This window comes from Rhodococcus sp. YH3-3, from assembly GCF_001653035.1.
Lineage (GTDB): Bacteria > Actinomycetota > Actinomycetes > Mycobacteriales > Mycobacteriaceae > Rhodococcus_F > Rhodococcus_F qingshengii.
Genome location: NZ_BCWH01000004.1, coordinates 109,926 through 135,966, shown reverse-complemented (window position 1 = coordinate 135,966; position 26,041 = coordinate 109,926). Strand labels below are relative to the sequence as shown.

General features: G+C 60.7%; 20 protein-coding genes and 1 pseudogene. 15 read left to right on the top strand and 6 right to left on the bottom strand.

Features of this window, described 5'->3' with window-relative positions:
- Positions 1-46: 46 nt before the first annotated feature.
- Entirely contained in the window at positions 47-1,276 is a 1,230-nt protein-coding gene (locus tag YH3_RS31970; protein WP_064444789.1) for a CaiB/BaiF CoA-transferase family protein, read from the top strand.
- Between the two features lie 63 nt (positions 1,277-1,339).
- Here the strand turns inward: YH3_RS31970 and YH3_RS36950 are convergent, their stop codons facing one another.
- The 3 genes from YH3_RS36950 to YH3_RS31960 all read right to left on the bottom strand — a co-directional run bounded on the left by YH3_RS36950 (position 1,340) and on the right by YH3_RS31960 (position 3,967).
- Entirely contained in the window at positions 1,340-1,546 is a 207-nt protein-coding gene (locus tag YH3_RS36950; RefSeq protein ID WP_274522706.1) for a WhiB family transcriptional regulator, read from the bottom strand.
- 207 nt (positions 1,547-1,753) lie between these two features.
- Positions 1,754-2,824 (bottom strand): hypothetical protein, encoded by a 1,071-nt coding sequence (locus tag YH3_RS31965; RefSeq protein ID WP_064444788.1) that lies wholly within the window; start codon positions 2,822-2,824, stop codon positions 1,754-1,756.
- A 36-nt stretch (positions 2,825-2,860) separates the two neighbouring features.
- On the bottom strand, positions 2,861-3,967 hold the full coding sequence (locus tag YH3_RS31960; protein WP_064444787.1) for an NAD(P)-dependent alcohol dehydrogenase: 1,107 nt from the start codon (positions 3,965-3,967) through the stop codon (positions 2,861-2,863).
- Positions 3,968-4,552: 585 nt separating this feature from the next.
- Between YH3_RS31960 and YH3_RS31955 the strand changes: the two genes are divergently transcribed.
- The 3 genes from YH3_RS31955 to YH3_RS31945 all read left to right on the top strand — a co-directional run bounded on the left by YH3_RS31955 (position 4,553) and on the right by YH3_RS31945 (position 8,889).
- Entirely contained in the window at positions 4,553-6,211 is a 1,659-nt protein-coding gene (locus tag YH3_RS31955; protein ID WP_064444786.1) for an AMP-binding protein, read from the top strand.
- A gap of 84 nt (positions 6,212-6,295) precedes the next feature.
- Positions 6,296-7,444 carry an NDMA-dependent alcohol dehydrogenase gene (locus YH3_RS31950; RefSeq protein WP_064444785.1) on the top strand — a complete coding sequence of 383 codons (1,149 nt, stop codon included), beginning with the start codon at positions 6,296-6,298 and terminating at the stop codon, positions 7,442-7,444.
- Positions 7,441-8,889, top strand: coding sequence for an aldehyde dehydrogenase (locus YH3_RS31945; protein ID WP_064444784.1), 1,449 nt, complete (start codon positions 7,441-7,443; stop codon positions 8,887-8,889). The genes YH3_RS31950 and YH3_RS31945 overlap by 4 nt, the downstream gene beginning before the upstream one ends.
- 154 nt (positions 8,890-9,043) lie before the next feature.
- Here YH3_RS31945 and YH3_RS31940 read toward each other — a convergent pair whose 3' ends face one another.
- On the bottom strand, positions 9,044-10,114 hold the full coding sequence (locus tag YH3_RS31940) for an IS110 family transposase (protein WP_064444783.1): 1,071 nt from the start codon (positions 10,112-10,114) through the stop codon (positions 9,044-9,046).
- Positions 10,115-10,706: 592 nt separating this feature from the next.
- On the opposite strand from YH3_RS31940, the gene YH3_RS31935 reads away from it, so the two are divergent.
- Positions 10,707-11,768, top strand: a complete 1,062-nt coding sequence (locus YH3_RS31935; protein WP_064444782.1) for an IS110 family transposase — start codon at positions 10,707-10,709, stop codon at positions 11,766-11,768.
- A gap of 17 nt (positions 11,769-11,785) precedes the next feature.
- Here YH3_RS31935 and YH3_RS36945 read toward each other — a convergent pair.
- Positions 11,786-12,685, bottom strand: a pseudogene (locus YH3_RS36945) (IS481 family transposase); the annotation flags it as partial.
- A gap of 387 nt (positions 12,686-13,072) precedes the next feature.
- Here YH3_RS36945 and YH3_RS31925 point away from each other — a divergent pair.
- Both YH3_RS31925 and YH3_RS31920 read left to right on the top strand, forming a co-directional pair.
- Positions 13,073-14,719, top strand: a complete 1,647-nt coding sequence (locus YH3_RS31925; RefSeq protein ID WP_042446756.1) for an AMP-binding protein — start codon at positions 13,073-13,075, stop codon at positions 14,717-14,719.
- 191 nt (positions 14,720-14,910) lie between these two features.
- Positions 14,911-16,083 (top strand): acyl-CoA dehydrogenase family protein, encoded by a 1,173-nt coding sequence (locus YH3_RS31920; protein ID WP_042446865.1) that lies wholly within the window; start codon positions 14,911-14,913, stop codon positions 16,081-16,083.
- 150 nt (positions 16,084-16,233) lie between these two features.
- On the opposite strand, the gene YH3_RS31915 is transcribed toward YH3_RS31920, so the two are convergent.
- Positions 16,234-17,538 carry an MFS transporter gene (locus YH3_RS31915; protein WP_064444780.1) on the bottom strand — a complete coding sequence of 435 codons (1,305 nt, stop codon included), beginning with the start codon at positions 17,536-17,538 and terminating at the stop codon, positions 16,234-16,236.
- Between the two features lie 273 nt (positions 17,539-17,811).
- Here YH3_RS31915 and YH3_RS31910 point away from each other — a divergent pair, with 273 nt between their 5' ends.
- The 8 genes from YH3_RS31910 to YH3_RS31875 all read left to right on the top strand — a co-directional run bounded on the left by YH3_RS31910 (position 17,812) and on the right by YH3_RS31875 (position 26,012).
- Positions 17,812-18,885 carry an acyl-CoA dehydrogenase family protein gene (locus tag YH3_RS31910; protein ID WP_064444779.1) on the top strand — a complete coding sequence of 358 codons (1,074 nt, stop codon included), beginning with the start codon at positions 17,812-17,814 and terminating at the stop codon, positions 18,883-18,885.
- A 70-nt stretch (positions 18,886-18,955) separates the two neighbouring features.
- Complete coding sequence (locus YH3_RS31905; RefSeq protein ID WP_064444778.1) at positions 18,956-20,122, top strand: acyl-CoA dehydrogenase family protein; 1,167 nt, start codon at positions 18,956-18,958, stop codon at positions 20,120-20,122.
- Entirely contained in the window at positions 20,122-20,871 is a 750-nt protein-coding gene (locus YH3_RS31900; protein ID WP_064444777.1) for an SDR family NAD(P)-dependent oxidoreductase, read from the top strand. The genes YH3_RS31905 and YH3_RS31900 overlap by 1 nt, the downstream gene beginning before the upstream one ends.
- On the top strand, positions 20,871-22,064 hold the full coding sequence (locus YH3_RS31895) for a thiolase family protein (protein WP_082920726.1): 1,194 nt from the start codon (positions 20,871-20,873) through the stop codon (positions 22,062-22,064). Before YH3_RS31900 ends, YH3_RS31895 begins: the two co-directional genes overlap by 1 nt.
- 2 nt (positions 22,065-22,066) lie before the next feature.
- Entirely contained in the window at positions 22,067-23,305 is a 1,239-nt protein-coding gene (locus tag YH3_RS31890; protein WP_064444776.1) for an acetyl-CoA hydrolase/transferase family protein, read from the top strand.
- A 26-nt stretch (positions 23,306-23,331) separates the two neighbouring features.
- A complete protein-coding gene (locus YH3_RS31885; RefSeq protein ID WP_042446847.1) occupies positions 23,332-24,255 on the top strand; it encodes a hydroxymethylglutaryl-CoA lyase in 924 nt (307 codons plus the stop codon).
- A 42-nt stretch (positions 24,256-24,297) separates the two neighbouring features.
- Positions 24,298-25,056 carry an SDR family NAD(P)-dependent oxidoreductase gene (locus tag YH3_RS31880; protein WP_042446844.1) on the top strand — a complete coding sequence of 253 codons (759 nt, stop codon included), beginning with the start codon at positions 24,298-24,300 and terminating at the stop codon, positions 25,054-25,056.
- A 170-nt stretch (positions 25,057-25,226) separates the two neighbouring features.
- The gene (locus YH3_RS31875; RefSeq protein ID WP_064444775.1) at positions 25,227-26,012 is read left to right on the top strand and encodes an enoyl-CoA hydratase/isomerase family protein; all 786 of its coding nucleotides are present in this window, start codon (positions 25,227-25,229) and stop codon (positions 26,010-26,012) included.
- Positions 26,013-26,041 lie beyond the last annotated feature (29 nt).

The window sequence follows — 26,041 nt, the reverse complement described above, 5'->3', positions numbered from 1 at the left end:
ACGAGAATGGTGGTGATTCTTGTCCGACTATATGGATGGAGTGAGAATGACGAACACCCACCTCGAGTCCGGTGAGGGCCACGGCACGCGAGAGGGCGCTCTTGCCGGCATCGTGGTCTTGGATCTCGGGCAGGTCTACGCGGGCCCGTATTGCACGCACTTGTTGCGGGCGCTCGGTGCCACAGTGATCAAGATCGAGCCGTTTGATGGTGAGCCGATTCGTTGGCGTTCCTCGGGTGCGACTTCTGGCCAAGCGTTCCTGATGCTCAACGCCGGTAAGCAAGGTGTCCGCCTCGATCTCAAGAAGGCGCAAGGAAAGCAGTTGTTCCTCGACCTGGTACAACAGGCGGATGTGGTTGTCGAGAACTTCGCCCCTGGGGTGATGGATCGCTTGGGTATCGGATGGGACGTACTACACGCGTCGAAGCCGGAAGTTATTCTTGCATCGGGCCGCGCCTACGGGAATCATCCTGCCGCCGAGGGTATGCGGGGAATGGACGTGACTGTGCAGGCGATGTCGGGAGTGGTCACAACGACAGGTTTCCCCCACGGAGCACCGGTCAAGGCCGGACCTGCGGTTGTCGATTTCGCCGCGGGCAGTCATCTCACTTCTGCAGTGCTCGCCGCGCTGTTCCAGCGTGAGCGGACCGGTCTCGGCCAGCGCGTCGAAGTGGCGATGCAGGATGCGATTGTGCCCACCTTGACATCCAACATCGCTGGGTTGCTCGAAGCTGACGGAGATTTTCCCGAGCGCACCGGAAACCGGCACGGCGGTCTTGCGCTGTGCCCGTACAACATCTATCCGGTTACAGATGGATGGATCGCGATCTTGTGCCTGCGCCCGAAGCACTGGACGGGCCTGTGTCACGCCATGGAACGTGATGACCTCGCCGAAGACCCAACTCTCGCAACCCCTGCCGGTCGCGTCATGAAAATGGATGATGTCGATGCTGCAGTCACCGCCTGGACGTCAGGCCTGACAAAGGGCCAAGCATTTCGACAGTTGCAGGCAGTCGATGTTCCGGCCGCGCCGGTACGGTCGCTCCACGAGGTGATCCACGATCCTGTTCTGCGTGACCGCGGGATGTTAAACGAGATCGGTGAAGGGGAGCGCGCATGCACCGTGCTCGGCAGCCCGCTGCAGATGGGTGCCTCTCCGACGTTGCCGGTTACGCCGGCGCCTCTACTCGGGGAGGATACCGACGAGGTGCTTCGTACATTGCTTCATCTGTCGCAGGCCGACATCGCGGGCCTTCGGGAAGACAACGTCATCTGAGTTCTACGGCGTTGGGGAGAACTGCGCTGATTCGGCGGCAGGTACAGCGGTGCCTGCGGGCGGCTAACCAGAGAGTGGTTGGGTCGGGAGCGTGTAGGAGAACCATTTGTACTGACGGCGTTCGCGTTCCGTCAGTCCGCCCCAGATTCCAAACTGTTCGTCAGTGTGCATGGCGTGTCCGAGGCATTGTTCGCGCACGGGGCACCCGGCGCAAACGGCCTTTACGTGTGCGACTTCGGCGGAATCGCTTTCGGTGACATCGAAGAACACCGTCGGATCGCAGTCTCGGCACCGAGCGCGTAGTTGCCAGTTCCAGGACTCGGCGATGGGAGGCGGCAGTTTTACCGGCAGCTCGCGCGACAAGGACTGTCGTGTCACGGAAGACCTCCAAAATGTTGATGTCCGATAGTTGGACGACCAAGTATATGGTTGTGAAAACACCGCCGGGGTATGTCGCCCCGGCGGTGTGATTGAGGGTCAGCGAACGATAGTCGGCTGATACTGGTAGGACTTGCTGCGGGTCAGAGCGAACTCGAAGATCCCGCGACCGCGCGTCTTCACCAGACGGTCGGACGCCCCATCCGAGCCGTCAACCAGTGTGAGTTCGAAATCGGCCAGGCGATCGGTCAAGGCGGAATCGAGGGTCTGCTGGGTCACGGAGCCGTCGAGGGGATAGACGTCGGATTCGACGTGGTCGATTCCTGCGGGCGTTCCGTGGTGGCCGCCGTACCCGGCCCCCGACATGTAACCACCGCCCGAGGACGCGTCGGTGTCGATCTCGTACCGTCGGCCGGCTGCCGTTGTCACTTCGACCACCCCGGAGCGGAGATCAAGATTTGAATCGAAGTTCAGGTCGTGGCGCACCTCGATGATGGTGTCGAGTTCGCCGTCCTCGTGCATAACGGCGCCTTCGAGCAACAAGCGAGTGTGATCGCGGGTTTCGACAAGGAGGAAACCGACACTGCGATCGGCGAACTGAGCCTGATACCAGACGTGCAGACCTTGCCCGCCGGACATTGTGCGCACACCCCGTGAGCGGTCGCGTTGACCGTCCCATCCGTCCACCGAGCGAGTTTCCCCGTCGATGGTGAGAGTGCCCTTGTAGTAGCCCGATTGGAAGAGGTGGTCGAACGCGGATGCAGCCGCACCGGTGTTGGTAACGGCCACCTCTCCGAACCACGCGGGCGTGCGTGAATGCCAGGTCAGATCGAACTCGACGCCGATCGGGTTGGGTGCGAGGACGAGTCGCCACGTCGTGTTCGGTTCGAGAACCTCGAACGAGAACGGTCCACCGCCGTTGCCGTCGGTAGCGCTCAGTTCGGTCGAATACCGTAGGTTGCGCTGCTCGGTTCCGTCGGAGACGACGACGAATCCGTCGACGGTGTTCTTGGGTGGATACATACCGAATCCGAAGAGGACCGAGATCGGTTCGCCCGAGCGGGGGTGCATGTTGAATACGAACCGGTCGAAGAATCGTTCTGGGAGCCCGGGGGTTTCGGGGCGAACCAACTCGTCGTGAAAGGCCTTGTCGTCTATAGCGCTGGTCATCAAAAAATCCTTCCAATCGGAACCGTGTAGCGTCGGTCAGTCGTTCACGAGAACAACTTTGGTGACTTCGCCGTCGTGCTGGGCGGTCACTGCTTTGTTGATGTCGCTCATCGGAAACGTCGTGATCATCTTGTCGAACGGGAACTTGCCGACGCGGTACAGATCGAGAAGTTCGGGAATGAACTCGTCCGGATCGCTGTCGCCTTCGACGATGCCCTTGACGGTCAATCCGCCCTGCATGGCCGCGACGATGTTTATGGGCAGATCCACGGAGAAGTCCGAGGGAACTCCGACCAAGCCGAGGGTTCCCATGCTGGCTATCGACTCGATCGCTGCTTTGAGGACGCCGACATTTCCAGTGGTGTCGAATGCGAAATCGACTCCCTCGGAACAGATTTCCCGGACCCGCTCGGTGAGTGCGCCGGCCGCGGGATCGAGGACATGCGTTGCGCCGAGTTCCAGTGCCAGATCGCGACGCCCGGCATGGGGCTCGGAGACGATGATCTTGCTGCACTTCTGCACCACTCCACCCAGGACGGCGGCGAGTCCGACGGGGCCGGCTCCGAGTACCAGCAGGGTCGAGCCCTCCGGGCATGCCATCGAACGCATCACCGCACCCGCACCGGTTTGGATACCGCAACCGAGTGGGCCGACAAGTTCGAGGGGAATCGACTTGTCGATCTTGACCACGTTGCGCTCCGATGCCATCGCGTGACTCGCGAGTGAGGACTGCCCGAAGAAGTGTCCGTGCAACTCACCGTCAGGCAGTCCGCCGAGGGGGTTGGTGCCGTCGGGGCGGCTGCCGATGTAGTTGTACACGGCGAACTGGCTGCAATAAGCCGGGCTGCCCTTGGTGCACGGCGTGCATTCGCCACAGCTGTTGAAGGAGATTGCTACGTGGTCTCCGGTACTGACTTTGGTCACGCCGGAGCCGGTGGAGACGACAACACCGCTGCCTTCGTGACCGAGCACCAGCGGGTAAGGGAGTCCGTAGACCCCGTCCCGGGCAGCGATATCGGTGTGGCAGAGTCCCACGCCCTTGATCTGCACCAGCACTTCGTTGTCACGCGGATCTCCGATTGTGACCTCTCGAAGGTCGAAATCGGTGTTGGGTCCGACTGTGACTGCGGCAGTGATCTTCATTGTGTGCTGGCCTTCCAGAGTGCGTCCGTGCGAGTGGTTGAGGTAACCAACTAATGGACCGATAGTAGAATGGTCAGGCCGAAAGATCAATCATTGACGGAACTGGGAATCCGAGGATCGCACCCTGGGTCGGCGCTCTGCACTCTAAGTCAGGAGGGTCTCGGGTGTGGAGTTGCAAGCATGGGGTCGACTTCAACTCATGCAGGTTCGGGGGGCCCGGTGTTGCTGGGGAAATCGCGGTGGGCAGTGCCGACATGATCGAGGCTGGGACTTTTCGCCTTCTTTGATCTCGCAGCGAAACCGGTCGACTGCCGCTCGTGCTAATTCATCTCTGTGGACGGCGGGTTGAGTCGTAGCGGTGAAGCGAAGGATCGTCGAATTTCGGTACCGATGAATCGGTTTCGAACGCGCGTGACATCTCCCGATGGGATTTGATCCCGAGCCGGCGTCGGCGCCGACGATAGCTCAGGCGGGCGCCGCCGTCGTAAAGCCTAGCCCTTGACTTTCTGGTCCAACCATTATACTTTCAGACTGAAACTGTGTGACAGCGACCACAGGCCTCATATCGGGAACGGAAGGCTTGATATGCCGACAACGGCTGATATTCACGACCGCTACACCGACACTCAGATCACGAGCTACTTCGAATCAGGGCTCTGGACCACCGAGTCACTGTTCGACGTCATCGAACGTCAGGCAGATGTCTGGGGTGAGAAGAACTTCGTATTCGACAGCACGACGTCGGTCAGTTACGTCGAGCTTCGTGATCGCGCAGTTGCATTGGCCGCCGGCCTGAAGCGCGAGGGACTCAACCCCGGAGATCATGTCGCAGTTCAGCTTCCGAACTGGACCGAGTTCGCGGTCGTGACTGCTGCACTATCGAGATTGGGTGCCGTTCTGGTCCCGATCATGCCGGTGTACCGCGACGAAGAAGTTCGATATGTTCTCGGCCACGCCGAGATCAAAGCTGTCATCACCTGCGAAGAGTTCAAGGGTTACGGCTACGGCGAGATGTTCACGCGGTTGCAAAAGGAGTGTCCGGATGTGCGCACTGTCTACACGGTGCGCGCTTCCGAATCGTGCCAACTCCCGCGACTCGAAGATGTCGAGTCCGGTACATCTGATGCGGAAAAGGCGAGTCTCGAACCAGGTGCAGCCGCGGATGATCATTTTGCGATCGTCTATACATCAGGCACCACGTCGCGGCCGAAAGGCTGCCTGCACACCTTCAATACCTACCGAGCAAGCGCTGCGGCAATCGCCGCGAGTATCAATTACACCGACAAGGATGTGCAGTTCGGTCCGTCACCGATCAGCCACAGCACAGGGCTGGTCACCAGTCTCGTTCTACCGTTGCTGGCCGGAGCATCCTCGCACCTTGTCGAAGCGTGGGAGCCGAACGACGGTCTCGAGCGCATTGCGAAGTACGGCTGCACGGTGTCCGTCACCGCGACTGCTTTCCTCCAGATGTTGCTTGCTGCTTACGATCCGAAGGTTCACGACGCGAGCAGTATGCGGTTGTGGGTTGCGGCCGGCTCACCCATCCCCGGAGCTGTGGTGCATGCCGTGAACGAAACCTTGCCGAATTGCCGAGTGTTGAGTTTGTACGGACGGTCCGAGAACCTACTGACCACAATGTGCACGGTTGCCGACGATTCGGAACGCTCAGTAGTCTCGGACGGCTCTGCAGTTGCCGGCTCCACCGTGCGTATCGTCGATGAGCAAGGCGTCGAAGTTCCACGCGGCACCGAAGGGGATATCGCCTACCAGGGGCCGAGCCACATGCTGGAGTATTACCGCGACCCAGTTCAGACTGACGAATTGTTCACCCCAAGTGGCTTTTCGCGTTCGGGTGATCTCGGACGAATGGATGCCGACGGATTCGTCCGTGTGACGGGCCGGTTGAAGGACATTGTTATTCGCGGTGGCATGAATATCAGTGCGCGAGAGATCGAAGACCTGGTGGTCGAGTTGCCGTCGGTGGCAAACGTTGCCGTCGTCGGAATGCCTGACGAGAGACTGGGCGAAAAGGTGTGTGTGTTCGTCGTCGCCGCCCCCGGTGAAGAGCCGCCCACCCTCGATGACATCGCTTCTCACCTCACCGGCCGCAAGGTTGCGAAGCAGAAATTTCCGGAGCGGATCGAGGTCTGCTCCGCACTCCCGATGACCGCGACAGGCAAGTTGCAGAAGCATCTCCTGATGGCCGAACTGGCGGAGTCGCTCGCAGAATCAGTGGTGAGTTGAGGCCTGAATCAGGCTGTCTCAAAGTTGTCAACAATATCGCCCGCTGCCACGTCGCTCCGGGGATCACCGTGCTGAAAGGATCGCATGAAGACTAAAGGTGCATTGATCTGGGGAGTGAACGAGCCCTGGTCGATCGAAGAAATCGAAGTCGGGGAACCACACACCGGCGAGGTTATGGTCGAGCTGGCTGCATCCGGTCTCTGTCACTCGGATCATCATCTTGTGACCGGTGATTCGGCGGTTCCGTCGTTTCCTGTCCTCGGCGGGCACGAAGGTGCCGGCGTCGTTGTACAGGTGGGTGAGGGAGTCGACGACGTCGAGGTCGGCGACCACGTGGTCCTCTCGTTCACCTCGCCGTGTGGGAAGTGTCTGCAGTGCACTGAAGGGCATCCCAACCTGTGTGAGTCCAACGCGCTTTTGCTGACCGGCCAGTCGATCAGTGACGGAACGGCGCGGGTCACGGCTCGTGGCAAGGATGTCATCCCGATGTGTTTGCTGGGAACGTTCTCTCCGTATGTCACTGTCGCGCGCAACTCCGTCGTGAAGATCGACAAGTCGATTCCCCTGGAATTGGCAGCGCTTGTGGGATGTGGAGTCACGACGGGTTGGGGTTCGGCCGTGAACATCGCTCAGGTCAAGGCAGGCGATACTGTCGTCATCGTCGGCGTGGGAGGCATCGGCATCAACGCGCTGCAGGGAGCGGTCGCCTCTGGTGCAGGTGAAGTCATCGCGATCGATCCGGTGGAATTCAAACGTGAGTTCTCCGTGAAACTCGGTGCTACGCAAACCTTCTCTTCCATGGACGAAGCGCTCGAACCGCTAGCTGAAATGACCCATGGCCGAATGGCAGATCGCGTGATCATCTGTGTCGGCCGAATGGAAGGCCATGAACTCGAGCCCGCGATGAAGCTTACGAAAAAGGCCGGGCGATGCGTTGTTGTCGGCCTGGGGTCGATGGTGAACGAAGACGTGAAGCTGAACCTCTTCACGCTCACGAATTATGAGCAGGAGATCAAGGGCGCCTTGTTCGGTGGGGCGAATCCGCAGTTCTCGCTTGGCGAACTGCTGAAGATGTACCAGTCCGGAAAGCTGAATCTCGATGATCTGGTGACGACGCGCTATCGCTTGGAAGACATCAACCAAGGCTACGCGGACATGCTGGAAGGCAAGAATATTCGAGGTCTCATCGTCTACACGGATGAAGACCGAAACGGAAAGGCAAACCAGAAATGACCATCGACTACTCCACCCTCTACATCGGCGGAAAATGGGTCGAACCTGCCACCGCGGCAAAGATCTCTGTGCACTCACCCACCACCGAAGAATTGATCGGCTCGGTGCCCGAGGCAGCGGAAGCTGACATCGACATGGCTGTCGCCGCAGCGCGATCGGCATTCGACGACCCGATCGGTTGGGCATCGTGGAGCAGCTCGGAGCGCAAGCATGTCATCGAGCGGTTTGCCGCCGAACTCGAGAAGCGTAGCGAAGACACCGCACAACGAGTGACGATGCAGAACGGAATGCCGATCACCCTGGCGCGGGCGTTCGAGGGCGCGTTTCCCGCCGTCATGCTGCGGTACTTCGCCGATCTCGCGGTCGCGACTCCGCAGGAAGAAGTCCGTCCCGGGCTGCTCGGTGGGTCGACGCTGGTGTCGCGGCTCCCGGTCGGCGTGGTCGGTGCGATCGTGCCCTGGAATGTGCCGCAGGCGATTTCGTTCCTGAAGCTCTCACCGCTCTTGGCAGCAGGATGCACTGTCGTGCTCAAGCCGGCGCCGGAGACCGTGCTCGACGCCTTCCTGATGGCAGAGGCAGTCGAAGCCGCAGGGTTCCCGCCTGGCGTGATCAATATCGTTCCTGCCGGCCGTGAGGTCGGCGCCTACCTGGTCTCGCATCCCGGCGTCGACAAGATTTCGTTCACCGGCTCGACCGGTGCGGGACGCAGCATCGCCGAGACCTGCGGTCGTCTGCTTCGGCCGGTGACACTCGAGCTCGGCGGAAAGTCCGCGGCCGTGGTGCTCGACGACGCAGATCTCAGCAAGACCATCGAGAGTTTTGTCGGTGCCACCATGATCAACAACGGCCAGATCTGCTGGCTCAACACTCGAATTCTCGCGCCTAAGTCCAGGTACGGTGAAATTCTCGACACCATTACTGATGTCATCGGATCGATGACGGTGGGAAACCCGCTCGAGGATTCGACGCAGGTCGGCCCGTTGGTTTCCTCGCGGCAGCGTGACCGGGTCGAGGGCTACATCGCCAAGGGAATCTCCGACGGTGCAAGGTTGACCGCAGGTGGCAAACGCTCCGGAGACACCGGCTGGTTCGTCCAGCCCACGGTGTTTGCCGACGTCGATCCCAAGTCCGCAATCGCTCAGGAAGAGATCTTCGGGCCCGTTCTGTCGGTGATTCCGTATATCGACGAAGCGCAGGCCGTTGCGATCGCGAACGACAGCGAGTACGGCCTCGGTGGCACGGTGTGGTCGTCGGACCCCGAGCGCGGCACGGCCGTGGCACGCAGGATCCAGTCGGGCACTGTGGGTGTCAACGGGTATCAGAACGACCCGACGGCGCCCTTCGGCGGCATCAAGAGCAGTGGTCTGGGCCGCGAACTCGGCCCAGAAGGCCTTGCCTCCTACCAGTACCCCAAGAGCATCTACCTCGACGCCAACGCGGGCTGACCGCTGTCGGTTTCTGTTCAGGTGCCGGACTGTCGTAGCGCAGTCCGGCACCTAGATGTAGGAGGAACGGACGTTGGTGACGCGGTGCCGGCGGTAAGCGGCGGGCGGTCGTCCTCCGCGTGTTGAATGCGGTCGGTGGACTCTTCTATGTTCGTCAAGCACCGACTGGAGCCGAGTGCAGCGCTTCGAGTGTTCGGTAGATTCGGCGAGCGAGGTAGCGCTTCAAGCAACGTCGAATTTCCTTGGTCGTGCGCCCCTGTGCTTGTCGTTTGTCGACGTAGGCACGCGTCTCGGGGTCGTGGACCATGCGCGTAACGGTCGCCATGTGCAGAGCACGATTGAGTCTCCGGTCTCCTCCGCGGTTGAGTCGGTAACGAGTGGTGTTCCCCGATGAGGCCGGAATAGGATTCACGCCTGCAAGTGCAGCGAACGCGGCTTCGCTGCGCACTCGCCCAGGGTGTGACCACGCTGCATAGGCAACGGCCACGGTTACTGGACCGAGGCCTGATTGGTCCAGTAGTGGGGCTGCTTCGCTCTGCTCGATCAGCTTCTTGAGCTTCGTATTGTTTTGGGCAAGTTCAACATTGAGAGCATGGATTCGCTTCGCCAGTCTGACGCCCTCGGCTCGTGCGACCGAGAGTGCGAGATCCTCGACGCGGCTGCGCCAAGAGGCCACCTCGGTGATCTGTGCGTTCGTCAGCGGGCGGCGAGCATCGGTGCCGAGATCGACGACCCGCAACAAGGCAGTGAGCGCGTTGACGCAGGCGGTGCGGTCGTTGCTCATATGCTCACGAGCGGTCGTCAGGACACGCAAGGCAGCCCGCACACCATCGTCGGCGCGGGGATGACGTAGCTGGTCGAGTTCGAGAGGCAGTACGGCGGCACCAATGCGACGGGCATCGAGGCAATCCGACTTGCCGACCCCGCGGTGCGCTCGCGCATCCATGCGGGCAGCCTCGACGACGTCGTAGCCGGCGCCGGTCGCTGTTCGCGCCAGCCCGGCCCCGAACGTTGCTGCGCACTCGATGACCCACAGTACAGCGAGATCGCCGCCCGTGAGGCGAGCGACCCAGTTCAGGGCCCTTTTCATCCCAGCAGGAGTCGTTGGGAACTCGTTGGTGGCGATCAGTTCGCCGGTGACTGCGGTCAGGATCGCGTAGCTGTGTTTGCGGGCATGGGTGTCCACTCCGATGACGAACGGGCGGGTATGCGCGACGATAGACATGGCGGTTCGTGCTTCCTTCCGGGACGGGAATGATGACGCGGCTGCTGCGGGCCGGTGCGAGCCTGGGTGGAAGTCACTTCGGGGCAATACTGTGATGAGTCACGACCTCGCCGACGCGGCGCGGAGCGGACAGTCTTCTGATCAAGCCATCGGAGTCGACCCGGGCGAGCGTCGGCCACCCCGCGCCGGAGCCGGACATGTCCACCGAAACGCATCCCGATAGGGAGCGAATAATTGTATGAGTCACGACCACGGCGCGGGAGCGGCACGATGCCTACCCTGCCAGCCAGTTCCAGACCAGCCACTCCAAGACTCACAATAATTGTAGTGAACATTCCGACTTATATGTGTGTCACGGCAAGTGACCGGGATTGCAGCCCATAGCGTGTCGTAGTAGGCCGGTGGGAATGACTCGTGAACGTTCTGTCTCCCCCAGGTCGGGGATGGCTCTCGTGTGGTGTGTCGCCCCCTCCGGTCTGCGTTCGCGGTGTGACTCGAGAGAGGCGTGACCCCAAGCTGCTGTGAGAGGTACTTGAAGTCGGATTGTCCACCGCGGATTCCCCATCCATCGAGCGAAAGGGAACCGAACTCCATGATCGTCATCGGTATCGATCCGCACAAGTCCACCCACACCGCGACCGCACTGGACTCCGCCACCAACACCGACCTCGGCTCGATCCGCATCGACGCCTCGGTCATCGAATACAAGCGATTGATCGTCTGGGCCAAAGCCTGGCCGGACCGACGCTGGGCGATCGAGAACACCGACGGCCTCGGACACCACCTCGCCTTGTGGCTGCTTGCCCTCGGTGAGGTCGTGCACGATATTCCCACTACCGCCACCGCCCGAGTGCGTGAACTTTCACGTGGTGGACGACGCAAGAACGACCGCATCGACGCTGCGGCCGCAGCCAGCGTCGCAGCCCTGCACGGCGACGCCAGGCAGGTCTATCCGGAGACCGTCAACGATGCACTTGCTTTGCTCGACGAACGCCGAGTCAATTTGTCGTCCAGTCGAACTCGCACCGTCAATCAACTCCACGCCTTATTGCGTGAGCTGATGGCCGGCGGTGCGCCAACGTCGTTGACACCCAAAAAAGCTGCTGCCACGATCCGGAGATTTCGGGCCAGAACCGCACCGGACGAGATCCGACTCGAACTGGCCAAGGAGTTGATCACGGACTTCGCCCGGTTCGACGAACAGCTCGCGTCGAACAGTCGCAAGATCACGCGACTGCTCGACGCGCACGGCACACGCCTGCGCAAGATCGACGGAGTCGGTCCGGTTCTTGCTGCCCGCATTCTAGGCCGCAGCGGCCGAGCCAGCCGATTCCCCACCGCCGCCGCGTATGCCAGCTACACCGGAACTGCACCCGTCCAGATCGCCAGCGCCGACGCCTCTCATCACCGATTGTCGAGATTCGGCGATCGGCAACTGAACTCCGCCATCCACACGATCGCCATGATCCAGATCCGGATGCCGTCGAGCGCCGGTCGGGCGTTCTACGACAAGAAAATCGCCGAAGGAAAATCACCCCGATCAGCTGCCCGCGCACTTAAACGCCACCTCGCTACACACCTGTGGCGGGTCATGCTCGCAGATGAAAAACGGAGCATTCGAGCCGTATCGAGAGAATCCCTCACTGCCGCTTGACAAATAGAGAGGCGCCACACCTCAACGGCAGTACGTCGTTGCTCCTCGCTGGTGTACTCACGGGAGGACAGCAGCTCTTCGGCGAGGATGCGGTTGTAGCGTTCCACTTTCCCGTTATGTTTCGGGGTGTACGGCTTGATCCGGTAGTGCCGCGCCTCTCGCAATGAAGCAGTGAAATCTGCTGCCCGATAGCATGATCCGTTGTCGGTGATCACGCGCTCGATACGGGTGATGCCATGCGCCGCGAAGAAGACGCGGGCGTTGTTCATGAAATAGACGGCTGTTGCTGCGGTTTCGTTGTCGCGGGCCTCGGTGTACGCCAGGCGCGTATTGCCGTCGATCGCGGAATGCAGATAGGTGTAGCCGATGCGGGCCTGCTTGTTCCTCGTTTTCCTGCGCTGGGATCGCTTGGTCTGCTCGGAGCCTCGCCCGTGGACGCGCCAACCTCCGCCGTCCGGAATTTTTCCGACTTTCTTCACATCGACGTGGATCATCTGACCGGGTCGTTTCGCGTCGATGACCTGGGGTTTGCGGTTCGTTTCGCCGTTCGGGTCGATGAACCGGCGACGGGGCAACCCCAGATTCCGCAGGATTTTCGTGACGGTCCGGCGAGCGATGACCGTTCCGCCCATTCGGAGTTCGAACGTGATGCGCGCGGACGACCATTTCCGGGTTCGTCGCATCGCTTCGATCTCGGCCACGATCTCTGCGGTGGTGGCGGTGGGTTGATGGTTCGGGGTGCTGGATCGGTCTTGTAATCCCAGGTCACCGTACTTGCGGTACCGGTTGACCCACGTGGAGGCGCACTGGCGGGAGATACCCATCTCGGCGGCGACATGCGCAACCGGACGACCCTGGCATCGTTCGACGAGTCGTCGTCTTCCCTCGACAGTCAGCGGAGCATTACGGTGTGTCACAGGGCTGGTTCCTTTGCTGTTGATGGTCAGTTTCGCAACTTCCATCCTGCCGCGAAGGACCAGCCCGTCTACTTCAATCCAGCGTCAGCAACGTCCATACCCACAACACCTAGACGTGTTGTCACCCCATCTGCTGACGTCAATAGGCACATGGGGTGATGCGCATTCTTCGGATGTGGACAAGAGTTATCCTGTGCGTCTTCCTGGTAGGTGGCACTACCGAAAGGGCGCACAGGCGAAGCCAGATGTGTTGATGCCGTGTACTTCTGGCACGGTTGGACGCTGACGGTGGCAGTGGCCCTTCATTGATCTTTCGGTCTAACCATTCTATTGTTGTGCCAATCGCACGTAACTTCGGCCGCTCTGCGGTCTCGAGGAAGGCATCGCATGACTTTTGCAACAGTGTCGGATAGGTACACGGAAGGTGAGATTGCAGAGTTCTATGCAACCGGGCAGTGGCAAAAGGAAACTTTGTTCGAGTTGCTCGAGGCTCAGGTTGACGCGCAGTCTGAACGTGTATTCCTCACCGATGACACCACCGCGCTGACATTCGGCGAACTTCGTGACCGTGCGCTCGGTCTCGCGGTCGGGTTGAAGCGGCTGGGCGTCGAGCGTGGCGACCGCGTGTCCGTGCAGATTCCCAACTGGACCGAATTTGGCATCATTGCTGTCGCTCTCTCGCGAATCGGTGCTGTGATCGTTCCTATCATGCCTATCTACCGCCGCGACGACGTTGGCTACATTGTCTCTAATGCCGGAGTGCGCGTATCGATTTCGGCAGTATCCTTCAAGAAGTTCGACTACCGTGAGATGTACCTGTCCTTGCGTGACGAGGTCGACTCGCTCGAGACGGTCGTGACTCTCCGAGGGCAGGACGAGATCGACGGATCTGTAGACCTCGCTTCGCTGATCGTCGATATCGACCCCGCGGCGGCAGCCGCCGAACTCGGTGACGGGGTGGGACCAGACGATCACTTCGTGATTGTCTACAGCAGCGGAACCACTTCGCGGCCCAAGGGATGTCTGCACACGTTCAACACCCTGGCGTGTGGCTCGCGGTTGCTGGCAAAGGGGTTCGAATACACGCCGGCCGATGTGCAGTTCGGTCCGTCGCCGGTCACTCACACGACAGGTCTGGTTACCAGCATCATTCTCCCGATGATGCATGGTGCCGGCTCGCATATCATGGAGTCGTGGGAACCCAAGCTGGGTATGGAGCAGATTCGCCAATTCAACTGCACCGTAGCCGTTTCGGCTACAACCTTCCTGCAGATGCTCATGAACGAGTTTGATCCCGAGCGCGACGACATCAGTAGCATGCGTTTGTGGGTGGCAGCCGGCGCTCCGATTCCGGGCACATTTGTCGAGCATGCCGGTGCGCTTTTTCCGAAGATGCGAGTGCTGAGCTTGTACGGCCGTACCGAGAACGTCACGACAACAATGTGCGTCGTGAGCGACGAACCGGCGCGTTCGGTGAAATCCGACGGAAGGCCGTTGCCGCTCCAGAGCGTTCACATCGTCGACATCGATGGTAATGAGGTCTCTCGCGGTGAGGAAGGTGACATCGCGTACAAGGGCGCGATGCATATGCTCGAGTACATCGGCAAGCCGACGGAAACAGCTGAACTCTTTACTCCGGACGGATATTCGCGTTCGGGTGACCTCGGCTACATGGACGAAGATGGCTACGTGCGAGTCAGTGGCCGCACGAAGGATATCGTCATTCGCGGTGGAATGAACATCAGTGTGCGTCATCTGGAAGATCTGCTGTCGGCGCATCCTGCCGTTCGTGGCGTTGCTGCTGTCGGTATGCCCGACGAGCGGCTGGGGGAGACGGTGTGCTGCTTCCTCGTTCCGGCGCCGGGTCATGAGCCGCTTACGCTCGTTCAGATCAAGGATTACTTGCTGGGTGAGGGGCTGGCAATTCAGAAGGTGCCTGAGCGGCTCGAAATCGTCGAGTCACTGCCGACGACGGCCACCGGAAAGATTCAGAAGCACCTGTTGCGCAAGGAGATTGCCGCCAGAATCGCCTGAGAGCCGTCTCAGCTCGATGCGATACTGGCAAGTGCCGCGGCTGCCACCCCTCGGGGGGATGGCAGCCGCGGCTTCGTTTGTAGTGGGTCTCTTCGGCGCTGGCGGATTTCTGTTTCTCCATGGCCGTCCTTCGTTAAGTTTTGGTCGGACCTATAGTAGAATTAAACCAATTACGGGATAGGAGGACGAACATGGATCTTGCCGACTCGAAGGAAGAGGCGCAGTTCCGCAGTGAGGTCAGGGCGTGGGTGGCCGAGGTTTTGCCACGTCTTCCCTGGCCCGAGCCGGTGACCTTGGTGGACAAGGTCCCGTTCTGGAAGCAGTGGCAGCAAATTCTTTTCGACGCTGACTACGCCGGACTGTCCTGGCCCAAGGAACACGGAGGGCAAGGCGCCGATCCGATCCGCCGGGCGATCTTCGCGGAAGAGCTCGACAGAGCCGGTGCGCCGGAGCGTTTGAACACGATCGGTGAGGATTTTGCGGGTCCCACCATCAGTGATTTCGGAACCGACGCGCAAAAAGAACGATTCTTGAAGCCGATTCTGACCGGTGACGAGATCTGGTGCCAGCTCTTTTCCGAGCCCGACGCCGGCTCCGACCTGGCCTCACTGCGCACGAAGGCGTCGAAAGTTGACGGCGGGTGGAAGATCAACGGTCAGAAGATCTGGACCAGCCGCGCGCATATCGCCCAACACGCAATCCTCCTTGCTCGCACCGGCGGTGGGCCACGGCACAAGGGCATTACGTTCTTTCTGGTGCCGATGGACAGCCCCGGCCTCTCCATTCGACCGCTCGAGCACATGCTCGGTGAGGCCGAGTTCAACGAGGTGTTCCTCGACGACGTCTTCATCCCCGACGAACTGGTAGTCGGGGAGATCGACGGCGGCTGGACGGTTGCAATGGGAACCCTCGGCTACGAACGCGTTGCGATTGCGACGGGTCGCGTAAACACCACACGAGCGGTGTCCGACATCATCGAGGATGTTGCCGGCATGGTCGACGACGACGGGCCGATCGGCGCGAAGCCGGCGATCCGCCAGAAGGTTGCTGACCTCTACGGGCGTGCGTTGATTCACTACCTGATAGGTCAGCGTGTGGTGACTCTCGCTGCCGATGACGGTCCTCCCGGGCCTGTGACGTCGATCGGTAAGCTCTACTTCTGCCCTTTGGTTGAAGACTTGGCCGATTTCCGGCTCTCGCTCGAGCCGCTCGGTGGCCAACTCGACGTTGACGATCCGGGCCAGGGCGCTGCAAAGTGGATGCGATTGGCGTATCAAGGGCGTGGCACCGCCATCGCCGGCGGATCCACGTTCATCCAACGCAATATCGTCGCGGAACGCATGCTCGGAATGCCTCGCAGTTGATGGCGCACTGACGCCCGAGTGGCGTCGAAACATGAAGGGCCCGGGAGCAGTTCAGAACTGCTCCCGGGCCCTTCGGCGTAATCGCGTGGCGGTGGACGCTGACGCGTCTTCTCCGCTGGCACTGACTATGAGCTGGGTGGAGGATTCATGTCATTTGACCGGTACCTGCACCGATTCGTCTGTGGATGTCGCTGTGGTGTCCGAGGTGATCGACTTGTGGTCGAGAGTGAATCGGTAGGGACCCATGAAGAGCAGGCACACGATGCCCACTGCGACAAGCACGACAATCGGTATCGTGCCGGCGGTGTACGAGCCTGTTGCGGAGAAGATCTGGCCGAGCGCAAAGATTCCGAAAGCTGAGCCCTGGGCATAGAGGAAGTAGATGAAGCCGAGAACGCGCCCATAGGAGTGCTGTGGGAAATAGCGGCTGACCATGTACGCGGCGAGGTCGCCTTCGGCACCCAATCCGAGTCCGATCATGGCTGCTGCGAGCACCAGAACAGAGACGGTGTCGGATCCGATCATGAGAAAGACGCCGACAGCGCACAACGCAAAAATTATCGTGCCGATGACAGGTGCGTAGAAGCGGTCGAGAAGGAATCCCACCAGCAGACGCGCTGCGATGGACGAGAGACTCATTGCGGACAATATGGCGACAGCGGTGCTCTGCGAGATGCCCTTGTCCGTCGTCATCGGTATTACTTGAGACATGATCCCGAATGTGGCTGATGAGACCAGGAAAATGGCTATCGACAGCAGCCAGAATTGGCGGTACTTCGTGGCGATGGTCCACAGCGATTCACCGGCAACCCTGCCTTCGGTTCGTGCGGACTTTCGTTCGGCGTCATGGGTATCCGGCATTCGAGTGATGAACGCGTAGACCGATGCGGGAATGATCGTACTGAGCGTGCCGATGATCAGGAACGCCATGCGCCAGCCGGCGAGATCGAGGATGAGGTTGGCGAGGTACGGCATGACCACGCCGCAGGCGCCGAGGCCGGCCATGAGGATGCCGAGCGCAATACCGCGTCGGTCGTGGAACCAGGCACTGACGACGGTCGAGTGCGCTACGGGATTGACCGCGCCCGCTCCGGCGCCGATCAGTACGCAGAGTGCGTAGAACGCCAGCTGACTGTTCGGTAATGCTGCCATGAGCACGAGACCGATTCCGAAGGCCAGTGACATGGGCACTGACGGTGTTCGGGGACCGTATCGATCGATGAGAAAGCCCAGCACGACGATACTGATGCCCACCACGACGGTTTCGATCGACAATCCGTTGCTGATGACGCTTCGTTCCCATCCGAATTCTTCGCTCATCGGCTTGCCGAGAACGTTGAACAGGACATTGACGATTGTGGTTCCGAACAGCAAGGTGATGAATCCGGTGCCGACGTACCACCACCGGTTCAGCTGTCGGCCAGTGTTTTGCGACTGCAGGCTCGCGGTGTTCACTCGAGCAACTCCCTTGGGTCTTTCGCGGCCTCCTGGCCGTATGGCAAGGAGACTGGCGAACGTAGCGGTTGTGGTGTGTTGTGTCACATATCGAAACATATGGCCTGACCAAATTCAATATCGACCAAATTGCCGTGGGCTGGCAACTGTAACCAGAAGGCCCTGGGAGTCGACATTACTGGTCTAACGGTCTGACCTAATGTAATATCCGACCTATGACTGCATCGTTCGGATGCAGATAAATCGCTGTCCTCAAGGATTAGGAGCTGGCGTATGCGATGGGAGCTCTCCCAGGATCAGGAAATGTACCGCGAGTCCATGCGTGGGTGGGTCGAGAAGTTCGCGCCGTCCGACGCAGTTCGAGGTTGGTTCGACTCCGGTGACTCATCGGACTTCGATTCGAAATTCGTCTCGGACGGTTGGTTTTCGGTCGGGCTGTCGGAGGATATAGGTGGTCAAGGCGGTGGACTGCTCGAATTAGCGTTGACAGCAGTGGAATTGGCGAGGTGCGCCGCGCCGTCCAGTGCCTGGACTGCCTCGGTCCTCGCTGCGCCGCTGTTGCCGCCGGACCTCGCAGAAAAGGTGTTGCAGAGCGGTGAATTCGCCGCGGTGGTCGCGGACTCGTCGCGTCCGTTGGATGCACCGCCCACACTGGCGGTTTCGGGCAATGTGGTGACCGGTGTCGTCGCTTCGGTCCTCGGTGCGGATCGTGCAGATCACTTGGTCGTTCCGGTGGCCGGAGCTGACGGAGTGCAGCTCGTTTCTGTTGCGTCCAGTGCTCCGGGTGTCTCGGTGGAGAGGTCGGTTCTGCTCGATCGCTCGCGTTCGGTGGCGACAGTCAGGTTCGAGGGGGTGGCGGTCGAGCCGCTTGAGGCGGGTGCTGGAGCATTGTCCGAAGTCTCGCTGGCTTCAGCTGTTCTCACGGCGGCTGATTCGCTCGGGGCTATGGAGAAGATGCTGGAACTGGCGGTGGAATACAGCAAGACGCGTCAGCAGTTCGGTGTTCCGATCGGTTCGTTCCAGGCGGTCAAGCATGCTGCGGCGGCGATTCTCGTCTCGGTGGAGGCGGCGCGTTCGATCGTGTACTACGCGGCAGAATCCGTTCGTACGGGGCACGAAGAACGGGCGTTGCATGCCGCCACGGCCAAGGCGCAGGTGACGGCATCCGGTGTGGGAGCGGCAGATTCGGCGCTCACGATTCATGGCGCCGTCGGCTACACCTGGGAACATGACCTGCACCTGTTCTACAAGCGCGCGAAGCTCGACGAGAACTTGTTCGGTGCCCCGGCGGTCTGGAATGAGCGTATCGCTGAGGCGCTTCCGTTGCTTCCGAATGTTGCCGTGTAGGCGTTGACTTTTTGGTCTGTCCTTTAGTATATTAAGTCCAAACATACTTTATGGAGACGGGACGACTGCTGTGGACTTCGATCTCACCGAGGATCAGGTAACGATTCGCGACGCCGTACGTGAGCTCGCCGGAAAGTTCGACGATCAGTACTGGATGGACAAGGACGCCGAACATGAATTCCCCAGGGAGTTCTACGACGCATTCGCACGCGGCGGCTGGCTGGGCATCACGACGCCGGAAGAGTACGGCGGACATGGAATGGGCATTACCGAGGCATCGATTCTGCTTGAAGAGGTGGCAGCCTCCGGTGCAGGTATGAACGGTGCGAGCTCGATGCACCTGTCGATCTTCGGCATGCATCCGGTGATCGTTCACGGCTCCGAGGAACTGAAGCAGCGAACGCTGCCGCGTATCGTCAGTGGTGACCTCCACGTCTGTTTCGGTGTCACCGAACCCGGTGCAGGTCTTGACACCACGCGTATCACGACTTTTGCGCGTCGTGAAGGCGACAAGTACATCGTCAACGGTCGCAAGGTATGGATCTCCAAGGCGATGGAGTCCGAAAAGATCCTTCTTCTCACTCGCACAACCAAGTTCGAGGACTCCAAGAGGAAGACCGACGGTCTGACTCTGTTTCTCACCGATCTCGACCGCAGCAAGGTCGAGATCCGGCCGATCAAGAAGATGGGCCGCAACGCGGTCACCTCCAACGAGCTGTTCATCGACGGCCTCGAGATTCCGGTCGAGGACCGTGTCGGCGAGGAGGGGCAGGGCTTCAAGTACATTCTCGACGGCCTCAACCCCGAGCGCATGCTGGTTGCCTCAGAAGCGCTCGGCATCGGACGCGTTGCGCTGCGGAAAGCTGTGCAGTACGGCGGGGAACGTGAGGTATTCGGCCGCCCGATCGGCAAGAACCAGGGCATCCAATTCCCTCTCGCGGATTCGCTGGCTCGCCTCGATGCCGCGGAACTCGTACTACGCAAGGCTACGTGGCTCTACGACAACGGTCGGGCGTGTGCACGCGAAGCCAACATGGCCAAATACCTATGCGCGGATGCAGGATTCGAGGCGGCAGACCGTGCCCTTCAGACGCACGGCGGCATGGGCTACTCGGAGGAATACCACGTTGCCCGCTACTTCCGTGAAGCAAGACTCACCCGGATCGCGCCGCTCAGTCAGGAAATGGTCCTGAACTATCTGGGCGAGCACGTCCTCGGACTTCCCAGGAGTTACTGATGTTTGATTTGAGCGGTAGGTCCGCCCTCGTTACCGGAGCCGGCAGCGGAATCGGCGCGTCGGTGGCCCGAGCATTCGCGAGAGCCGGTGCCGCAGTATTGGTTACCGATGTCAACGGTGACAGCGCAGCGGCTGTCGCGGCGTCGATCGTGGAAAGTGGTGGAATCGCGAAATCGGCGATTCTGGACGTGCGCGACGGTGACCAGGCAGCCGCGGCCGCTGAGCAAGCTGCAGCTCTCGCTGATGGAACTCTCCACATCGTCGTCAACAACGCGGGGGCGATTGCACCGAACATGGTGCCGAACCTCAGCGCGGATGACTTCCGGCGCATTGTCGACATCCATCTGAACGGCAGCTTTGTCTGCTCGCAGGCAGCTTTGCCGTATCTACCCGAAGACGGCAAGGGCCGGATCATCAACGTGACGTCAGCTGCCGGACTGACCGGGACCATCGGTCAGGCGAACTACGGCGCAGCAAAGGCCGGCATCATCGGCTTGACCAAGTCCTTGGCAAAGGAATTGGCGCGCAAGCAGATCACGGTCAACGCCATTGCGCCGCTCGCGGCAACACCGATGACGGAGAACATCCGAAGCAACGAGAAACTCGCGGCGAAGACCCTCGCCCGCATCCCGCTGGGCCGGTGGGCAGAACCAGACGAGATCTCGGCAACGTTTGTCTTCTTCGCATCCGACGGGGCTTCGTACATCACCGGGCAGGTACTGCCTGTCGACGGCGGGACGGTCATCTGATGAGCAACCGGAGCAATCCCTTCATCCGTTCTGCCCGTGAGGTTCTTGTCGTCGACGGAGTCCGGACTCCGATGGGCAAGTCGCATCCCGATCGTGGTTGGTATCGGGACACGCACCCCAACGAGATCCTCGGCGCGGTCTATACCTCACTGATTGCACGCAGTGGACTCGACCCGGCCGTAGTCGAGGATCTGATCATCGGTTGCACCGCGCCGTTCGGCGAGCAGTCTCGCAACATCGGTCGCAACGCGTGGTTGCAGGCAGGCTACCCGGCCGAGGTTCCGGCCGTTACGCTTGATCGGCGCTGCGGATCGGCGCAGACAGCAGTGGAAATGGGTGCGGCGCTGATCGGTTCGGGTACACACGATATTGTCATTGCCGGTGGTGTCGAACATATGCAGCACGTTCCGATGAACTCGCCTGCCAAGATTTCCGAGCTGTACGGCGAACCGTGGCCGAGCGAACTGCGCGATCGGTACTCGTTCGTCACGCAGGGCGAAAGCGCGGAACTCATTGCCGAGCAATGGAATATCTCCCGCGAGGAGATGGACGAGTTTGCCGTCCGTTCGCACCGATTGGCCGCCGAGGCGTCCGATGCAGGCCGCCTCGCTGCGGAAATGATTCCGCTCGAGCTGGCCGGCGAGATCCGTACAACCGACCAGACTGTGCGGCCAGGCACCGACATAGAGACGCTCGCCAAGCTGCGAACCGTGTTCCGTGAGGTAAACGGCCGCGTCACCGCAGGTACGTCGTCGCCGATTTCGGATGGCGGTGCAGGTCTTCTGCTGGCCTCTCGTGAGGCTGCAGAGCAGCACGGTCTGACAGGTAAGGCACGTATCCTCGACCAGACCACGGTCGGGGTCGATCCGATCATCATGCTCACCGGACCCATCCCGGCTACCCGAAAGCTGCTTGAACGCAACGGGATGACGATGAACGACATCGATCTCGTCGAGATCAACGAAGCGTTCTCCTCCGTCGTGTTGGCGTGGGAACGCGAGCTCAAACCCAACATGGGTCGTGTCAATGTCAATGGTGGAGCCATCGCCATGGGACATCCCGTTGGCGCCACCGGCGCCCGTCTCGTCGCTACGGTCGTTGCGGAACTAGAGCGTCGGGACGCGGAGATCGGACTGGTCACCATGTGCTGCGGCGGCGGTCTAGGCACGGCAACTCTGGTGCAACGGATCTAGTGATGATCGATCTGACGCCGTACATCGCAGAGGGCTCGGGCGTGTGGTGGAGCCAGACCACAGCAGAGCCGACGCCGTTGGTGCATGCACTACTGAGGCAAATCCCCGACATCGGCTCGGTCAGTGCCTTTGTCGGTATGTCGCTGGACAAGACATTTGCCGACGTCGTGCCGGACCAGCTCAGTGTCATCTCGTACGGCGGACTCGGTGAGCTGGGGAAATTGAGCAGTCGCGGATTGCTCGATGTTGTGCCGTGCCACTACTCGGCGTTGCCGCGTTTCTTCGAACAGAAGCTGCTGCCATGCGATGTCGGCTTGATCCAGGTCTCGCTGCCCGACGCTGACGGATACTGCTCTCTCGGGGTCGGTGTCGACTACGTCGCCGACGCGATTCCCCATACCCGGGTGCTGATCGCCGAGATGAACAGGCACATGCCGGTAACGAGGGGAGCGATGAAACTACACGTCAGTCGATTCGCTGCGATGCTCGAGACGGATCGGCCATTGCCAGAGGTCCCCGACCGGGCACCGTCAGTAGTCGAGGTGGCCATCGCGTCGAACGTTGCCGGGCTCGTCACGGACGGCGATACGATCCAGACCGGTGTCGGGTCATTGCCGGGTGCTGTCCTGTCCGCGTTGTCGAACCACCGCGATCTCGGCTTGCATTCGGGAATGATCTCGGACGGAGTGGTATCCCTGATCGACAAGGGTGTCCTGACCGGAGCGCGCAAGGAGATCGACACCGGCGTGCTCGTGACCGGCGCGGCGTTGGGGACGTCGGCACTGTACGACAGGCTCGCCGACCTCCCCATCGAGTTTCTGCCTGCCAGTTACACACACGCGCCGAGCGTGCTGTCACAACTTCGCAACCTGGTAGCGATCAATTCGGCAATCGAAGTTGATCTCACCGGACAGGTGGGGGCGGAGACGCGTGGTGAGTCCTACGTAGGCGCTGTGGGTGGCCAGGTGGATTTCTGTCGAGCTGCGTCACTGACCGGTGGCCGCTCCATCATCGCCCTGCGATCGACCTCACGCGGCGAGTCCACGATCAAGGCCACCTTGGATTTCGGCTCGGTGACCACGGCTCGTGCTGACGTGGATTTCGTCGTGACCGAACACGGCGTCGCGAGCTTACGCGGCGTGGGACTGGCTGAACGGGCACGTCGGCTGACAGCCGTCGCAGCTCCGGAGCATCGTGAGCTCCTCAAGCGGAGCCTGACACTAACGGACTGCGCGTCCTAGACGCGGCAGGGGAGAGGAAAGAAATCATGGCTCGACCGGCAAGTGTGAAGATCCGTGAAGTGGGTCCGCGCGACGGTTTCCAGAACGAACCGGAGACTATCTCGACCGACGACAAGGTGAGATTGATCGACAGTCTCGGGCGCAGTGGTCTCAAGCGAATCGAGGTCGCGAGTTTTGTTCGGCCCGATGTCATTCCGCAGCTGTCCGACGGCGTCGAGGTTCTCAGTCGGATCAACGTTCCGGATGACGTTCGCCTCATGGTGCTCGTACCCAACTCGCGTGGCCTGGATAATGCCTTGAAGGTCAAGGACACCTTTCACGAGGTGGCGATCTTTGTCAGTGCGTCGGAGACGCACAACTTCAAGAACGTCAATCGCACGGTGGATCAGACGATGGCGGACAACGACGGTATGGCTCGTCGAATCGTCGACGAGGGCCTCACATGCGCTGCTGTGATCGCGACGTCATTCGGATGCCCCTACGAAGGGCACGTCGAAATGGAACGGGTGCTGGATCTGGCTCAGCGTTTTGCCGAGGCCGGGGCAACCGAGATCGGTTTCGGTGACACGACGGGTATGTGCAACCCTGCCTACGCATCGAAGTTCTTCGCTGCGGCGATCGACCGACTGCCAGGCGTCGAGATCACCGCTCACTTTCACAACACCCGCGGCCAGGGCTTGGCCAACGCCTACGCAGCGCTCGAATCCGGCTGTGCAAGTTTCGAATCGAGCTTCGGCGAACTGGGTGGCTGCCCGGTGCCCGCCGGCTCCACCGGCAACATCGCTACCGAAGATCTCGTGAGCATGTTCCATGAGATGGATGTCGAAACCGGCCTCGATCTCGGCAAGATCATCGACTCCGCGCGTGAGGCGCAGTCCGTACTCGGACGGAAGCTGTCGAGCCATTCCATCATCGCCGGCCCGATCACGTGGAACACCCTCGCTAGCTAGCGCAATTAATCGTTATCGTTATCGAAAGAGAAAAGAGTAGACATGAGCAACAGAGTCGCGTTCGTGACCGGTGGTGCACAGGGTATCGGCAAGGGTATTTCGGAGACATTGGGCGCGCAGGGTTTCCGCGTGGCCGTCGCCGATCTCAACATCGAGGCTGCTGAGGCCACCGCAGCAGAGATCAACGCAGCGGGCGGTGAGGCTATCGCGGTGCGGGTCGATGTCACCGACACGGCATCGGTGCAGTCTGCCGTCAAGGAGGTGTCGGCTCAGCTCGGACCGATCGAGATCGCCGTCAACAACGCAGGTTGGGACGATTTCATGAAGTTCCTCGACACCACCGAGGAATTCTGGGATCGGGTCCTGGAGATCAACTTCAAGGGAGCGCTTCGTGTCACCCAGGCAGTTGTGCCTGGCATGATCGAGCGCGGTTTCGGCCGCGTCGTCAACGTCGGCTCTGACGCCGGCCGCGTCGGCTCTTCACTCGAGGCGGTCTACTCAGGCGCGAAGGGTGGCATCATCGCCTTCACGAAGACCCTCGCTCGTGAGATTGCAACCAAGGGTGTCACCGCCAACACGGTGTGCCCCGGTCCGACCGACACCCCGGCTCTGCGCAAGTTCGCCTCCAACTCCGGAGACGACGCGGACAAGGTTCTCGCCGGCATGACTCGTGCCGTCCCGATGAAGCGGCTCGCCAAGCCGAGCGACGTTGCAGCTGCTGTTGCATTCTTCGCCTCCGACGCGGCCGAGTACGTGACGGGCCAGACCTTGTCCGTCAGTGGCGGGTTGACAATGGCCTGATTCGGCCGAAGTTTCGATGAGTGCCCCTGCTGTGGTTGCCCGTAGCAGGGGCACTGTCGGAGGAATTCGGGCGAACGATCAGGTTGCTAAACGCTTCCATTTTGGTCCTACAATTAGTATTGTAGGACTCAAATGCCGAACAGGCGTCAAGAACAGATGAGGACGTTCCCATGTCAGATACCGCAACAGCCGCAGTCGAGTGGAGTGTCGTCGAGGGCGGCATCATGGTCGTGACCATGGCGCGTACCCCCGCAAACGCGTTGGGGCTCCCTATCATCGAAGGTCTGAACGCAGCCCTCGACGCCGCTGATGCGGACGGTGGGATCAAGGTGGTCGTCGTATCGTCCAGCATCCCGAACTTCTTCGCGGCCGGCGCTGATATCAAGCACATGGCAGCCGTCGACGCGGAGTCGTTCACCGCATACGGCGACCAGTTGCGAAGCGCGCTCGATCGGCTTGCGTCCGCGGATCGAATCTCGATCGCAGCAGTTGACGGCCTGGCTCTCGGTGGCGGTCTCGAACTGGCAATGGCCTGCACTCTCCGTGTCGGTGGTGCGTCCGCACAGTTCGGTCTGCCTGAGGTCAAGCTGGGTCTCATTCCGGGAGCTGGTGGTACACAGCGTCTTCCGCGTCTTGTCGGCCGTGGCCGTGCTCTCGATATCATGCTCACCGCACGTCAGGTCCCGGCGGATGAGGCTCATGCCATCGGTTTGGTGGACAGACTCGTTGATGCCGGAACCGCAACCACTGCAGCACTCGAATTGGCGCGCTTGCTGTGCACCATGTCGCTTCCCGCGCAGCGTGCAGTGATTCGGACGGTCGGTGCCGCGTTCGATACCCCGATCGAGGAGGGTTTTGCCTACGAGGTCGCCCAGGAGCAGCAGCTGTTCGAAGACGGCGAGGCAAAGGAAGGCATCACGGCGTTTCTGGCGAAGCGAGCACCGAACTTCGCGTGATGCGAGTTCCTGATATTCGCAGTCAGCTA

What these genes read in the sequence shown, in the direction of transcription:
- YH3_RS31940 (WP_064444783.1), bottom strand. Translation starts at nt 10,114, where the DNA reads ATGTCTATCGTCGCGCATACCCGCCCGTTCGTCATCGGAGTGGACACC.
- YH3_RS31875 (WP_064444775.1), top strand. Translation starts at nt 25,227, where the DNA reads ATGTCAGATACCGCAACAGCCGCAGTCGAGTGGAGTGTCGTCGAGGGC.
- YH3_RS31890 (WP_064444776.1), top strand. Translation starts at nt 22,067, where the DNA reads ATGATCGATCTGACGCCGTACATCGCAGAGGGCTCGGGCGTGTGGTGG.
- YH3_RS31910 (WP_064444779.1), top strand. Translation starts at nt 17,812, where the DNA reads ATGCGATGGGAGCTCTCCCAGGATCAGGAAATGTACCGCGAGTCCATG.
- YH3_RS31955 (WP_064444786.1), top strand. Translation starts at nt 4,553, where the DNA reads ATGCCGACAACGGCTGATATTCACGACCGCTACACCGACACTCAGATC.
- YH3_RS31925 (WP_042446756.1), top strand. Translation starts at nt 13,073, where the DNA reads ATGACTTTTGCAACAGTGTCGGATAGGTACACGGAAGGTGAGATTGCA.
- YH3_RS31970 (WP_064444789.1), top strand. Translation starts at nt 47, where the DNA reads ATGACGAACACCCACCTCGAGTCCGGTGAGGGCCACGGCACGCGAGAG.
- YH3_RS31900 (WP_064444777.1), top strand. Translation starts at nt 20,122, where the DNA reads ATGTTTGATTTGAGCGGTAGGTCCGCCCTCGTTACCGGAGCCGGCAGC.
- YH3_RS31880 (WP_042446844.1), top strand. Translation starts at nt 24,298, where the DNA reads ATGAGCAACAGAGTCGCGTTCGTGACCGGTGGTGCACAGGGTATCGGC.
- YH3_RS31965 (WP_064444788.1), bottom strand. Translation starts at nt 2,824, where the DNA reads ATGACCAGCGCTATAGACGACAAGGCCTTTCACGACGAGTTGGTTCGC.
- YH3_RS31960 (WP_064444787.1), bottom strand. Translation starts at nt 3,967, where the DNA reads ATGAAGATCACTGCCGCAGTCACAGTCGGACCCAACACCGATTTCGAC.
- YH3_RS31920 (WP_042446865.1), top strand. Translation starts at nt 14,911, where the DNA reads ATGGATCTTGCCGACTCGAAGGAAGAGGCGCAGTTCCGCAGTGAGGTC.
- YH3_RS31945 (WP_064444784.1), top strand. Translation starts at nt 7,441, where the DNA reads ATGACCATCGACTACTCCACCCTCTACATCGGCGGAAAATGGGTCGAA.
- YH3_RS31950 (WP_064444785.1), top strand. Translation starts at nt 6,296, where the DNA reads ATGAAGACTAAAGGTGCATTGATCTGGGGAGTGAACGAGCCCTGGTCG.
- YH3_RS31885 (WP_042446847.1), top strand. Translation starts at nt 23,332, where the DNA reads ATGGCTCGACCGGCAAGTGTGAAGATCCGTGAAGTGGGTCCGCGCGAC.
- YH3_RS31895 (WP_082920726.1), top strand. Translation starts at nt 20,871, where the DNA reads ATGAGCAACCGGAGCAATCCCTTCATCCGTTCTGCCCGTGAGGTTCTT.
- YH3_RS31935 (WP_064444782.1), top strand. Translation starts at nt 10,707, where the DNA reads ATGATCGTCATCGGTATCGATCCGCACAAGTCCACCCACACCGCGACC.